General features: G+C 66.6%; 9 protein-coding genes, 3 tRNA genes and 1 pseudogene. 11 read left to right on the top strand and 2 right to left on the bottom strand.

Features of this window, described 5'->3' with window-relative positions; all coding sequences use genetic code 11:
• The first annotated feature begins 25 nt into the window (after positions 1 to 25).
• Genes CKJ84_RS06785 through CKJ84_RS06775 form a run of 3 tightly spaced genes read left to right on the top strand, consistent with a single transcriptional unit; the run spans position 26 to position 3298 of the window.
• On the top strand, positions 26 to 1897 hold the full coding sequence (locus tag CKJ84_RS06785; RefSeq protein ID WP_095546335.1) for a DUF294 nucleotidyltransferase-like domain-containing protein: 1872 nt from the start codon (positions 26 to 28) through the stop codon (positions 1895 to 1897).
• Position 1898: 1 nt separating this feature from the next.
• Positions 1899 to 2468, top strand: coding sequence for an exonuclease domain-containing protein (locus CKJ84_RS06780; protein ID WP_095546334.1), 570 nt, complete (start codon positions 1899 to 1901; stop codon positions 2466 to 2468).
• Between the two features lie 38 nt (positions 2469 to 2506).
• Positions 2507 to 3298: a fumarylacetoacetate hydrolase family protein gene (locus tag CKJ84_RS06775; RefSeq protein WP_095535166.1), complete on the top strand. Its 792-nt coding sequence runs from the start codon at positions 2507 to 2509 to the stop codon at positions 3296 to 3298.
• A 12-nt stretch (positions 3299 to 3310) separates the two neighbouring features.
• Here the strand turns inward: CKJ84_RS06775 and CKJ84_RS12705 are convergent.
• Positions 3311 to 4719: pseudogene (locus CKJ84_RS12705) on the bottom strand (isochorismate synthase MenF).
• 138 nt (positions 4720 to 4857) lie between these two features.
• On the opposite strand from CKJ84_RS12705, the gene gltX reads away from it, so the two are divergent.
• From gltX to CKJ84_RS06725, 8 genes are all read left to right on the top strand, one after another.
• Positions 4858 to 6348, top strand: coding sequence for a glutamate--tRNA ligase (gene gltX, locus CKJ84_RS06760; protein WP_095536899.1), 1491 nt, complete (start codon positions 4858 to 4860; stop codon positions 6346 to 6348).
• Between the two features lie 260 nt (positions 6349 to 6608).
• Positions 6609 to 6680: transfer RNA gene (locus tag CKJ84_RS06755), tRNA-Gln, on the top strand.
• Between the two features lie 35 nt (positions 6681 to 6715).
• A tRNA-Glu gene (locus CKJ84_RS06750) sits at positions 6716 to 6788 on the top strand.
• Positions 6789 to 6945: 157 nt separating this feature from the next.
• Positions 6946 to 8004, top strand: a complete 1059-nt coding sequence (locus tag CKJ84_RS06745; RefSeq protein WP_369801170.1) for an ABC transporter substrate-binding protein — start codon at positions 6946 to 6948, stop codon at positions 8002 to 8004.
• Positions 8005 to 8017: 13 nt separating this feature from the next.
• A complete protein-coding gene (locus tag CKJ84_RS06740; protein WP_095536897.1) occupies positions 8018 to 9640 on the top strand; it encodes an iron ABC transporter permease in 1623 nt (540 codons plus the stop codon).
• Entirely contained in the window at positions 9637 to 10713 is a 1077-nt protein-coding gene (locus CKJ84_RS06735; protein ID WP_095546330.1) for an ABC transporter ATP-binding protein, read from the top strand. The genes CKJ84_RS06740 and CKJ84_RS06735 overlap by 4 nt, the downstream gene beginning before the upstream one ends.
• The gene (gene chrA / locus CKJ84_RS06730) at positions 10710 to 11900 is read left to right on the top strand and encodes a chromate efflux transporter (RefSeq protein ID WP_095546329.1); all 1191 of its coding nucleotides are present in this window, start codon (positions 10710 to 10712) and stop codon (positions 11898 to 11900) included. The genes CKJ84_RS06735 and chrA overlap by 4 nt, the downstream gene beginning before the upstream one ends.
• Before the next feature lie 89 nt (positions 11901 to 11989).
• A tRNA-Glu gene (locus CKJ84_RS06725) sits at positions 11990 to 12062 on the top strand.
• A gap of 231 nt (positions 12063 to 12293) precedes the next feature.
• On the opposite strand, the gene CKJ84_RS06720 is transcribed toward CKJ84_RS06725, so the two are convergent.
• Complete coding sequence (locus CKJ84_RS06720) at positions 12294 to 13520, bottom strand: IS1249 family transposase (RefSeq protein WP_095546097.1); 1227 nt, start codon at positions 13518 to 13520, stop codon at positions 12294 to 12296.
• Between the last annotated feature and the right edge of the window lie 310 nt (positions 13521 to 13830).

Genomic DNA, 13830 nt, shown 5'->3' with positions numbered 1-13830 from the left:
CGCTGCCCCACGCTAGTGTTGGGGCATGAGCGTCGAACTTGAAGAAGTCGCAGGTTTCCTCGGCCAGCACGAGCCGTTCTCGCACCTGCCGGAGGAAGTGCTCGCCGGCCTGCCTGCGCAAATGACAGTGACGTACGTCCGTAGGGGCGAGACGATCGTGGCGCCCGGGCAGGTTAACGACGCACTCCACATCATCCGCTCCGGCGCGGTAGACATCGTCTCCGGGGACGGCGTGCTGCTGGACCGCCGCGATGCCGGCAAGAATTTCGGCTACTCCACGCTGGTCGGCGCGCGGGAATCGCAGTACGGCATGGTCGCGGTGGAAGACAGTTTGCTCCTGCTGCTCCCGCGCGCGTCGTTTAGCGAGCTCCTTGCCAGCTACCCGGACCTTGGGCGATTCTTTCAGTCCGCCTCGCGCCGTGTGCGCGCTGCTGCGGAGGAGATCCGGAGGTCGAGCTCCGCGGAGGTGCTGCGCACCGAGCTGGGCCAGCTGCTCCGCGACCGCAAGCTTGCCACCGTCCACCCCGGCACCTCGATTGCGGAGGCCGCCGCCGAGATGGACCGGCAGGGCGTGACGTGCCTGATCGTCGCCGATGCAACGGGGACGCAGCGGCCCGGCATCCTGACGGACCGCGACTTGCGCTCCCGCGTCGTGGCGCGCTGCGCGGACCCCCGCCGGCCGGTGCGCGAGGTGATGACCGCGCCGGTGCGCACGATCGGCGCGGACGCCCTCGTGTTCGAGGCGATGTTGCTCATGGGCGAACTCGGCGTGCACCACCTTCCGGTCACCGGCGCGGGCGGGATCGTCGGCGTGGTGACCTCCAGCGACATTATGCGCCTGCTCCAGGCGGACCCGATCTACCTCGCCGCCGATGTGGAGCGCAGTAGCCGCGCCGACCTCGACGGCGCTTTTCGCCGCGCCGCCGAGGTGTCGGCGCGATTCTTCGAGCGCGGGGCCACCGCCGCCGAGTCGCAGCGTCTGCTCACCTCGATCACTGACGCCATGGCGCGGCGTCTGTGCGTCCTGGCCATCGAGGAGCTCGGCCCGCCGCCGGTCCCGTTCGCGTTCGTCGCCGTGGGCTCGCAGGCGCGCGGCGAGATGGGGCCGGCCTCGGACCAGGACAACGCGTTGGTGTTGGGCAACGCGTACGACCCGGAGGCGCACGGCGAGTACTTCGCCGCCCTCGGGAGGTTTGTTTGCCAGGGGCTCAGCGAGGCGGGGCAGGCGCTGTGCCCGGGCGAGATGATGGCGTCCAACGCGGCGTGGCGGATGACGCAGGCACAGTGGGAGCGCACCTTCCACCGCTGGGTGACCGCGCCCGACCCCGACGCCTTGCTGCACGCGCAGGTCTTCTTCGACTTCCGCACCGTGTTCGCCTCGGACGACGCGGCGCGGGAGGTGGCCCGGGAGGTGCGCGAGTCCGCACTCGCGTCCGCGCACGGCTCGCGGCGGCTCCACACCCATTTGGCGGCGTTGGCCACGTTCCGCGAGCCGCCGATCGGGTTCTTCCGCGGGCTCGTCGTCGAGCGCGGTGGCGAGTACGCCTCCACCCTGGACGTGAAGCGCGGCGGGACCGCGGCGGTCGTCCAGATGGCGCGCCTGTACGCCATCGTCGCGGGGGTTGGGGAGGTGGCGACGAGGGAGCGCGTGCGGGCGTCGATAGGCACTGCCCTCTCCGAGAAGGGGGCGCGCGAGCTTCTCGACGCCTCCGACTACCTCTCCGACCTGGTCCTTCGCCACCAGGCGCGGCAGCTGCGCGCGGGCGAGCGGCCCGACTACCACATCGACCCGCGCGAGCTCACCGAGCGCGACCGCGCCGCGCTGCGCGACAGCTTCCGCGTGATCAAGTCGCTGCAAAACGCGCTGGCCAGCAAGTACCCGGTCCAGGCGGTGTGACATGTTTGGGTTCACGCGAGCATCCCGCAGGACGCTTGTCGACGCCGCGCTCCTGGCCGTCGACGTCGAGACCACCGGCCTGCGCCCCGGGCGCGACCAACTGGTGGCCGTCGGTTGGGTGCCGCTTGACGGGCGGGTGATCGACCTCTCGCGAGCCGAATACCACGTGCTCGCTGGCGCGCAGGTGGGCGATTCCGCCACGGTGCACGGCGTCACCGACGACGACGTCGCACGCCTGGGCGAGGACCCGGCCGAGGTGTGGGCGGCGTTCGCGCGCGCGATCGATGGACGAAAGCTGCTGGCGCACTTCTCCCAGATGGAGACCGGGTTTCTGGGGTGCCTGGGCGAGCAGGTCACCGGCACAAAGTGGGTCCTGCACGACAGCGAAGTGGTGGATACGATGGCGCTGGAGCGGCGTCACATGGAGCGGATGGGCACGTACCCGCGCGGGGAGGATTTGCGGTTGGCGCGGGTGCGGCAGCGGTACAATCTGCCGCGGTACTCAAGCCACAGCGCGCTGACGGACGCGCTGGCGTGTGCGGAACTTTACCTTGCCCTGTCTGGTGAGTGATGTATCACTGCACTATGTAATTCGGTATGCTCGTCGGCATGCGTTTTGGACGAATTGCAACACCCGAAGGGATGACCTTCGCGGTCATCGATGACGAGGGGAAGGTGGCCAAGGCAATCGCCGGCACCCCCTACACGGACCCCGAGTACACGGGCAAGGAATACAAGCTGGAAGACGTGCGCCTGCTCGCGCCGACGCTGCCGAGCAAGATCGTGGCGGTCGGCCGTAACTACGCGGACCACGTCGCCGAGGTGTTTAAAGAATCTGCCGAGCACCTGCCGCCCACCATCTTTATCAAGCCGCCGACAGCCGTGGTGGGCCCCGGTGCGCCGATCCGCATCCCGGACTTTGCCACCGGCGTGGAATTTGAGGGTGAGCTCGCCGTCGTCATCGGTGTGCCGTGCAAGAACGTCAAAGCGAAGGACTGGAAGTCAGTGGTACGCGGCGTGACCATCATCAATGACGTCTCCTCGCGCGACCTCCAGTTCGCGGACGGACAGTGGGCCCGCGCCAAGGGCATCGACACCTTCGCGCCGCTTGGCCCCTGGATTGAGACGGACCTGGATAAGTTCGACTTCACGGACCTGCCCATCAAGGCCCACCTCACGCACGACGGCACCACGGAGACGAAGCAGGATTCCAACTCGAAGCAGATGATCATGAGCATCGGTGAGATGATCGAGTGGGTCACCCAGTCGTTCACGCTGCTGCCGGGCGACGTCATGGCCACCGGCTCCCCGGCGGGCACCGCGGAGATGGTGCCGGGTGACTTCATCGAGGTTGAGATCCCCGGGATCGGCTCGCTGGGCAACCCGGTCGCGAAGGCGTAGCGGCAGGCGGACCTAGAGCCCGAGCGCGCGCATGATGGTGCGCAGCTTTGCGCTCGTCTCGTCTAGCTCCGCCTGCGGGTCGGAGTCGATGACGAGCCCGCCGCCGGCCCAGGTGCGGGCGGTGGCGCCAGCGGCGTCGACCTCGGCGCAGCGGATGGCCACCATGTACTCACCGTCGCCGTTCGCGTCGGTGTAGCCGACCGCACCGCCGTAGAAACCGCGGTCGGTCTCCGCGGTGGTGATCAGCGCCTCCGCCGCGTCGGAGGGGGTCCCACACACGGCCGGAGTGGGGTAGAGGCGCAGCGCCAAGTCCAGCGCGCTCGGCGCTGGGTCCTTGAGTTCGCCGCGGATCGGGGTGGCAAGGTGCCACATCTCGCTTGTCTTCTCCAACTCCGGGCGGTCGGGGATGTCCAGGCGCGAGCACAGCGGTGCGAGTACGCGGCGGATGTGTTCAACCACGTAGGCGTGCTCACCCAGGTCCTTCGCCGAGTTGTACAGGGCTGCGGCCGCCGCCTCGTCGGCGTCGCGGTCGTGCGGGATGCGCGCGGCAGAGCCGGCCAGCGGGCGCGAGGACACCTCCGAACCGCGCCGCTTCACCAGCACCTCGGGGGCGGAACCGACAACGAAGTGGCCGGTGCGGCCGGAGGGGGTGGGGTCCGCCATGAAGCCGACGCGGGTGTACAACCGGCCCATCAGGCGCGCGCCGCCGAGCCGGCGCTCAACCCGTCAACCACGTAGGCGTGCTCACCCAGGTCCTTCGCCGAGTTGTACAGGGCTGCGGCCGCCGCCTCGTCGGCGTCGCGGTCGTGCGGGATGCGCGCGGCAGAGCCGGCCAGCGGGCGCGAGGACACCTCCGAACCGCGCCGCTTCACCAGCACCTCGGGGGAGGAACCGACAAAGAAGTGGCCGGTGCGGCCGGAGGGGGTGAGGTCCGCAATGAAGCCGTCGCGGGTGTACGACAGGTCAATCAGGCGCGCGGCGACGAGCCGGGGATCAACCGGCGGGTCGAAGGCAATATCGACGGCGCGCGCCAAGACCACCTTGTTCAGTTTGGAGGATTCGATCGTGCCGATCGCGGCCTCGATGCGGCGCAGGTGCTCCTGCGGCGAGGGGTCGAAGCTGGTCACCGACGCGCTGAGCTGGGCGCCCGGGCCCACTCGGTAGTAGGGGTGGGGCTCGAGCGTGCCGGACTCGCGCACAATCTTTTCCGGGGCGGTGAGCGCGGCGGGGCAGTCCTGGTCGAACGGCAGGGCGCCGACGAGCATGTCCACGTCGCCCGCTTCGAGCGCGTCGATTGCGTCCCACGCGTCGGAGAACCGGCGCGCGGCTCCTTGGGTGCGCACAGAGCCGCCCGGGCGTGAGAGCAGGAAGTCGGGTGCGCTCGCGGGGCGGAGGGAGTTGGACGCGGGGGTATGCGGCATAAGGGAAGACTTTAGCAACCGCAATGTGTGCGGCAACTCTTGGGGATTTGGCGCTCGTGGTCGGGGGCGTGGGGAGGGGCGTCGAGAAGCAATTGCCTGCTAATTGACGCTGTTTGCGTCCGCGCTACTATTTACCCCATGACTGATTCTGCAATGCGCGTACGTTTCTGCCCATCGCCAACCGGCACCCCGCACGTCGGTATGGTGCGCACCGCCTTGTTCAACTGGGCGCAGGCGCGGCACAGCGGCGGCACGTTTGTCTTCCGCATCGAGGACACCGACGCCGCCCGCGACTCTGAAGAGTCCTACCAGGCCATTATCGAGTCGCTCGAGTGGCTCGGCCTGAACTGGGACGAGGGCATCAACGTCGGCGGCCCGCACGAGCCATACCGCCAGTCGCAGCGCATGGACATTTACAAAGATGTGCTGGACAAGCTCATCGAGGCCGGAGAAGTCTACCCCGCGTACTCCACCAACGAGGAGGTGCAGGAGCGGCATAAGGCCGCCGGCCGCGACCCGCAGCTGGGGTACGACAACTTTGACCGCGACCTGACCCAGGAGCAGATCGACACGTTCGAGGCCGAGGGCCGCAAGCCCGTGTGGCGCCTGCGCATGCCGGATCAGGACTGGACCTGGAACGACCTGGTCCGCGGCGAAGTCACGTTCAAGTCGAACACACAGCCCGACTTTGTGGTCGCCCGCTCAAACGGCGCCCCGCTGTACACGCTGGTCAACCCGGTCGACGACGCGCTGATGGGCATCACCCATGTGCTGCGCGGCGAGGACCTGCTGTCCTCCACCCCTCGACAGATCGCGCTTTACGCGGCACTGCAGCGCATCGGCGTCGCGGAGTTCACGCCCGAGTTCGGCCACCTGCCGTTCGTGATGGGGCAGGGCAACAAGAAGCTGTCCAAGCGCGACCCGGAGTCCAACCTGTTCAACCACCGCGACGCCGGCATCATCCCCGAGGGCATGATCAACTACCTCGCGCTGCTCGGCTGGTCGCTGTCCGCGGACCAGGACATCTTCTCCGTCGACGAGATGGTCAAGGCCTTCGACGTGCACGACGTGCTGGGCAACCCCGCGCGCTTTGACCAGAAGAAGCTCGAGGCCATCAACGCCGACCACATCCGCCAGCTGGACTCGGAGGACTTCCGCGATCGCCTGCGCGCCTACCTCACGGAGTACACCGATTTCCCGGCCGACTACCCGGCCGACAAGTTCGCGCTGGCCGCGGAGCTCGTGCAGACGCGCATCAAGATGCTTGGCGACGCCTACGGGCTCCTCAAGTTCCTTGTCACCCCGGACGCCGAGCTGCAGCTGAACGAGAAGGCCGCGAAGAAGAACCTCAAGGAGGACGCGGTCCAGGCGCTCGACGAGGGCATCGCCGCCCTCGAGGCGATCGACGAGTCCGCGTGGGCCACCGACGCCATCGACGAGGCGCTCAACGAGGCCCTGATCCAGAAGCTGGAGCTCAAGCCCCGCAAGGCCTTCGGCGCCCTGCGCGTGGGCATCTCCGGCGAGCAGGTCTCCCCGCCGCTGTTCGAGTCCATGGAGCTGCTGGGCAAGGAGTCCACGCTGACCCGCCTGCGCGCCGCGCGCGAGGTCACACCGTTCACCGCCGCATAGGCGCCCATCGCTTCACGACGCCCGCGTGCCAGGCCCACCGCCTGTCACGCGGGTTTCGTTGTTGTGCAGGGTTGAGCGCAGGACGGGAGAGGGCCCGCAAAAGCACACTTACAACGGCGTGATTTAAGACGACGAAAATGCGCATTGACCAGGCGATTTGGTATGTATAGCGCGTTCTGGTTATAGTAATCATCGTTGTTCAGAGCGAACACGGAAAACAACTTCACAGAGAGTTTACTCCGGTAAGCACTGAAAAACGATGGCCTATGGTGTAATTGGCAACACAGCGGTTTCTGGTACCGCCATTCTTGGTTCGAGTCCAGGTAGGCCAGCAACAGAACTTCACATTGTTGTTCTGTGTCCTTAAGCCCCGTTCGTCTAGTGGCCTAGGACGTCGCCCTCTCACGGCGGTAACACGGGTTCAAATCCCGTACGGGGTACAAGATACTGAGGCGGTCAGCGAGTTTGCTGGCCGCCTCAGTTTTTTGCGTTTGGGGCGGGGGAGTGGCGTCGAGAAGCAATAGTGCGTTCGCGCTGCGAAGTACCCGGGTCCTTGCTACGGTATTGGTCGTTAAAAATGGCCGAGTGCGAGGAACGATTGACATGCGCATGACTGCGAAAACCACCCTGACCGCCCTGTTTGCCACGGGATCCGTGGCGGCGCTGCTGGTTGGCTGCTCCGAACCTTCCGCTGAGGATTCCACCGAGAACGGGTCCACGGCCGCGGCCGATGGCGGCGAGACCACGATCACCGTGTACACCTCCGAGCCGGAAGAGAAGGTGGACGAGATCAACCAGGCCTTTGAGAAGGCCAACCCGGACGTGAACGTGGAGGTCTACCGCGCTGGCACCGGCGACCTCACCGCGCGCCTTGAGGCGGAGAAGACCGCGGGCAGCATCGAGGCCGACATCTTCTGGGCCGCCGACGCGCCGACCTTTGAGACGTACAAGGAGGCGGGCGACCTGGCTGAGCTGAAGGACGTGGACACCTCCAAGGTGATCGAGGAGGCGCAGGACGCCGACAACATGTACGTGGGTACCCGCATCATCCCGACGGTGATTGCCTACAACACCGGCGTGTACGACCAGGGCAACGCGCCCGCCTCCTGGCAGGCGCTGACCGACCCGGAGTATCAGGGCAAGATCGTCATGCCGGACCCATCCGTGTCTGGCGCCGCCGCGTACAACGCGACCGTGTGGAAGGGCAACGAGGCGCTGGGCGACGAGTGGATCACCAAGCTGGGCGCAAACCAGCCGATGATTGCCAAGTCCAACGGCCCGACCTCGCAGGAGATCGCGGGCGGCGGCCACCCGGTGGGCGTTGTGGTGGACTACCTGGTGCGCGACCTGGCGGATGCGGGGTCCCCGATCGCGACGTCCTACCCGGAGGAGGGCGCGCCGTTTATCACCGAGCCCATCGCCGTGTTCAAGGACTCCGATGCGCAAGACGCTGCGCAGCGCTACATCAACTTCGTGCTCTCTGAGGAGGGCCAGAAGCTGGCGGTGGAGCAGAACTACCTGCCGGTGATTGATTCGGTGGGCACACCTGGCGACGCACCGAGCCTCAAGGACATCCCGCTGATGGAGGCCGACCTCAAGTCGGTGACCAACGACCGCGAGGAAGCGGTCTCGTTCTTCCAGAACGCGGTGAAGTAGCCCGACTAATACCGTGCCCACTCCCACCTCTCGCCGTATCACCGGCGTCGGCCTCGCGCGCCTCGGCGTGTGGCTGGTCGTCGCCGCGCTGTTTCTCACTCCGCTCGCGCTCGTCGTGTCGCTCGCGCTCGGCGGCAACCAGATTCCGCTCCTGCTGGAGCAAGGCCTTGGAAAGGCGACGCTGAACTCGGCGGTGACCACGTTGGCGTCGTCAGCCTTTGCGGTCCTCCTCGGCGGGGCAGTGGCGCTGCTGCTCGAGCGGACAGACGTGTACGGCAAAGGCGCGCTGCGGATCCTGCTGTTGTCGCCGCTGCTCGTCCCGCCGTTTGTTGGTGCGATCTCTTGGCTGCAGCTGTTTGGCAACAACCAGGGCCTCAACGCTGTGTTCGGCCGCGAAATCTGGAACCTCTACGGTGCGGACGGCGTGATCTTTCTCATGACGCTGCACTCGTACCCGCTGGTATACGTCATCGTCGCGGCGGCGCTGCGTTCCATCCCCGCCGACTTGGAGCTCGCCGCGCGGATCAGTGGCGCCGGCAACGCCCGCGTGCTGCGGACGGTCACGCTGCCGCTGCTCGGCCCCGCGTTCCTCAGCGCGTTTACGCTGACCGCGGTGTCGAACCTGGCCGACTTTGGAATCCCGTCGATCTTGGGCTCGCCTGTCCGCTTCGAAACGCTGGCCACCATGGTCTACCGCATGATGGAGTCAGGCATCGTGGCCAACCCGCTGCAGGTGGTCTCCACCATCGGCACGGTGCTGCTTGTCCTCGGGATCGTGGCGGTGGTCGCGGACTACGTCGTCTCCGCCCGGGCCGCGAACACCACCCACACTGGCGCGTCGATGCCGCTGCCGCTGGGGAAGTCGCGGGCGGCGGTGTCCGTCGTCGCCTGGATCGTCGCGCTGGCGCTCACCCTCGGGCCGCTCATCGGCCTGACGTACCGCGCGCTGCTTCCCGCACCGGGCGTGCCATTTACGCTGGAAAACATCTCGCTGTCGAACTTCCAGTCCACCCTGGAGAACCCGCGTGTGATCGAGGGCTTCACTAATTCGGTCACCCTCGCGCTGGGTGCTGCGCTGCTGTGCGGCCTGCTTGGTTGGGCAGTCGGGTTGTTGGTCACCCGCACACGGGCGCGCTCGAACACCGCCCTGACGCTGATCGTGCTGCTCCCGACGGCGCTGCCCGGCCTGATCATCGGCGTCGGATGGGTCATCTACGGCCGCTACACCGACCTGTACAACACCCGGTGGGTGATCCTCCTGGCGTACGTGTGCGCGTTCACCGCGCTCGTGCTGCAGGCGGTGCGTGCCCCGCTGGCGTCCATGCCAGCCGCGGTGGAGGAGGCGGCGCGAATCTCCGGTGCTGGCCGGCTCCGCGCCATGCTTGATACGACCGGCCGCATGGCCATCCCCGCGGTCGTCTCCGGCGCGGTGCTGGTTGCGGTGACCGCGGTGCGGGAACTCACCGTCTCCATTCTGCTCATCGCGCCCGGCACGACCACGATCGGTGTGCAGCTGTTTAACCTGCAGCAATCCGGCAACTACAACCAGGCGTCGGCGCTGGCGCTCATGTTCGCCGTCATTGGCATCGTCGCGCTCGCCCTGACCATCCGCAACCCAGAAAGGAGCGCCAAGTGAGCGAAATCCAGCTTGAGCACTTGACAGTGGCGTTTCCCGACGGCACCGTCGGCCTCAACAACCTCGACGCGGCCGTGCAGAGCGGCGAGTTCCTCGCGCTCGTCGGCCCCTCCGGCTCGGGAAAGACGACACTGCTGCGCACCCTCGCCGGCTTCCTCAGCCCCACCTCCGGCACGATCCGCATCGGTGGCCGCGACGTGTCCGCCGTGCCGCCGGAGCACCGCAACATGGGCATGGTCTTCCAGCAGCACGCGGTCTGGCCGCACATGACGGTGGAGGCCAACGTGGCCTACCCTCTCAAGCAGGCCAAGGTGCCCGCGTCGCAGCGCCGCAGCAGGGTCGAAGAGGTGCTCGAGCTCGTCGGCCTGGCGGGGTACGGCGCGCGCAAACCGGACTCGCTGTCGGGCGGCCAGCGCCAGCGCGTCGCCCTCGCCCGTGCCATCGTCGCGCGGCCGAGCGTTTTGCTTCTCGACGAAGCCCTGTCCGCCCTCGACGAACCCCTCCGCGACGGCCTGCGGCGCGAGCTCGTGGCGCTGACACGCACGCACAACCTCACCACCGTCCACGTCACCCACGACCGGAAGGAAGCGCTGGCGATCGCCGACCGCATCGCGGTCCTTCGCGACGGCGTCATCGAACAGATCGCTGCCCCGGCGGACCTGCTCGCGCGGCCGGCGTCGGCGTGGGTGGCGTCGTTTATGGGCGACGCCACCGTGCTGCCAGGGCGGATCAATGGGGGACGGGTGGTCGTCGATAGCCTTCCCGAGCTGTCCTGGCCCGCCGAGCTCTCGGGCACCGCCGCGGCGGACGGCACCGAAGTCGAGGTGGCGGTCCGGCCATCCATGGTCCACCTCGACGGCGCCGGGCACGACGGCGCGACAGCGACGGCGATGACGATGATCGTGACATCCGCGCTCTACGAGCGCGACGGCTACTCGGTCTCGCTGCGCGCGGGCGACCACGAGTTCCGTGCCTTCGCCCCCGGCAGCGCACGCCCGGAGATCGACACTGCCGCGGTGGTCCGCATCGACCCACCGCTGGTCTTCGCGTCAACGCCAAAGGAGCAGGAGTGAGCCAGCGCGGCAGCGTCGCCGAGGTATTCGGCGTCTTCCTCAAACTCGGCTGCACCTCTTTCGGCGGCCCCGTTGCGCACCTCGGCTACTTCCGCGACGAGTTCGTCGAGCGCCGGAAGTGGCTCTCGGACTCCGAGTACGCCGACCTCGTCGCGCTCTGCCAATTCCTCCCTGGCCCCGCCTCCAGCCAGGTCGGCATGGCGCTCGGCCTCCGCCGGGCCGGGTACCTGGGCATGGCGGCGGCGTGGGCGGCCTTCACGTTGCCGTCGGCAATCGCCCTGGTGTGCTTCGCTCTGGGGCTCGCCACGCTTGACGACGCCACCCACGCCGGCTGGCTCACCGGGATGAAAGCCGCCGCCGTGGCAGTGGTTGCGCACGCGGTGATTGGGATGGCGGGTTCGCTGGTGACAGACGCGTCGCGCGCGCTGATTGCGGTGTCCGCGATGGTGCTGGTCCTACTCGTGCCGAGCCCCTGGGTCCAGGTGGCCGCGATCCTCGTCGGCGCGGCGGCCGGGTTCGGTTTGCTGCGCGGGGAGGGCGGCACGGTCGATGATGTGTCGCGCGACCGCGCCATGCAGCAGCAGTCCAAAGGCGTGGGCGTGACGTGCCTGGCGCTGTTCGCCGGGCTGCTGGTCGCGCTGCCGTTGATTGCTCGGGGCGGCGACGTCGGCCTCGGCATCGTGGATACCTTCTACCGCGCTGGCGCCCTCGTCTTCGGCGGCGGGCACGTGGTGCTGCCGCTGCTGGAACAGGCCGTGGTGCCGAACGGGCTCGTGGGCGAGGACGTCTTCCTCGCCGGCTACGGTGCCGCGCAGGCGGTGCCCGGGCCGCTGTTCACGTTTGCCTCGTTCCTGGGCGCGAGCGCACACGGCATCCATTGGGCGCTGGGGGCGGTCCTGGCCACGGTGGCGATCTTTCTGCCCGCTGCGCTCCTCGTGGCGGGGGCGATGCCGTTTTGGGACCAGCTGCGTGCCCACCCGGCGAGCCGCAGTGTGCTCGCCGGCGCGAACGCCGCGGTAGTGGGAATCCTGGCGGCGGCGCTGTACACGCCGGTGTTTACGTCGGGGATTAGCGGGCCCGCGACGATGGCGCTCGCCGCCGTCGCGTTCGTTGCGCTGCGGTCATGGAAGGCCCCGGCGTGGGCCGTTGTGATCGGCGCGGCGCTAGTCGGGTTTATCGCCTTGTGATCCGCGCGAGAAATGCGTGACGAGCTGGCGATTTGCTAAGTGGTAGGGTCTGCCTTTATTGTTTACAAAGTCGTAAGGACAGCGAACGAGCCCCGTTCGTCTAGTGGCCTAGGACGTCGCCCTCTCACGGCGGTAACACGGGTTCAAATCCCGTACGGGGTACAACGTAGCCGGACCGTTTTTCACCACAGCGTGGAAGCCGGTCCGGCTTTTGTCGTGTGGGCCGTAACTGGCCCGGCGTGCCGGCGGGGTGCAGTTTGGACTGTTTGACGAAGACAGGTTGACGGGGTTAAGCGACAAAATGTGTGCTTTTCTCGGCGTGTCGACTTAAGCGACAAAATGTGTGCTTTTTTGGGGGTGGGATGGGTGGTTTTTGGGTGTGTTGTGCTGGGGTTATGTTCGTCCTGCCCAGCCGTGTCGGATGGCCCAGGAGGGGTTGAAGTCGGTGTCGATGCCGGTGTCGTAGACTTTCGGCCGGCCGTCGGGTGAGTTGGCTTGGTCGCGTTGGCGCATGTGTGCCTGGCGGGCGCGTGCGTAGCCGACGTGGCCGAAGTTTTGCTCGATTGCTAGTGCCAGCGGGTCATCGTGGTGCTGGGTGTGCAGGTAGAGCCACCAGTCCATGATGATTCGTTGGTGTTCGTCAAATGTGCCGCGGTGGGCTCGGGCAAGGTGTTTAAGTTGTGCGTTGACCCCACCTTCCAGGCTGTTTGTGGTGGTTTTCAGTCCGGTTGCGGTGTCGTTTGGTGGGGTGAGCCAGACGAAGAGGTGGCCTTGTTGGTAGAGGCGTTCGAATCGGCGGTAGGCTCTGCGGGCTCTGGGGTGGGTGTACCACCATTGCTGGTTGTCGCGAACGTGTTTTGGGATCTCTTTGTCGCTGACTTGGTCGCGGTAGGTGCGGTCTTTGAGCCAATCGCCGTAGAGGTCATGGAAACGGTTGAGGCGAAGTGCCCAGTCAATTGCCTGTTCACGGGTGGTGATGTGGGTCAGTTGGTTGCCGAGGCGAAGGAGTGCTTTGTGGGCGGTCAGTGTTGGTTGGCGTGTGGTGTCTTTGATGGTGTCGCGTCGCACGTGGACGAGGCAGCGTTGGATAGAGGCGTTTGGCCAGCATTGTTTGATGGCTTTGTGCGCGCCACCGGAGCCGTCTGTGGTGACGACGAGGGGTTCGGCGATCAGGTCGAAGAGTTTGGCGTAGTCATAGGCGGTTTCTCGTGTGCACCAGTGCCAGGCGACGACGTGATCGCTGGTTGCGGCGACAAGCAGGCATTTTTTGTGGAAGTAGGTGCCGTCTATAAAAAGTTGGTCGTAGACGCGGTACGGGTCTGGTTTGCACGGGACGATGATGAACCAGAAGTAGGTAAACCAGCGGATAAGTGTGCGCCTGGAGACGTTGTGGGCTGCAGCGACAGCATCGAGGGGGCGCTGGCCGGTAATCCAGTCGATGAAGATGGCAAACCGGTATGCGTTGGTCTTTGCCGCGTTGGGGTTGGTGAAGGTGTGTCCGCAGTGTGTGCAGCGCCATCGCTGTGTTCCGCTGGAGGTGGTGCCCATTTTTATGGTGGTGTGCTGGCATGCCGGGCACAGGGGTCTGTTGTGTTTTCTCTTTCTGTGTTGAGTTGGCATGCAGGCTGGTTTAACAGCCAGTGCCAGTAGCACATCTCATGGCTGGAGTGGTGGACCTTCATGTTGCAAGCCAGGAATCCCGATTCGACGAGCACTTTCCCGCCGTAGCCGGAGGTAAGACCGGGAATCTATAGCTCAAAAAGCACACATTTTGTCGCTTAACCCGGTTGACGAGATCACGGAGTTTTTTCCAGCGTCTTCGTCACGGGGTTCTCGTCAACTGGGCACCGTCGGGGCGGCTCCGGATTCACACACCCCTGCCTGGACGTCGCCGATTCCGGGCGCTTCATACACAATGCGCCGCCCCTGG

Origin of the sequence: Corynebacterium sp. NML 120412 (genome assembly GCF_002285155.1) — a bacterium.
Taxonomy (GTDB): Bacteria; Actinomycetota; Actinomycetes; order Mycobacteriales; family Mycobacteriaceae; genus Corynebacterium; species Corynebacterium gottingense.
This window is presented reverse-complemented; position numbering and strand designations above follow the sequence as displayed.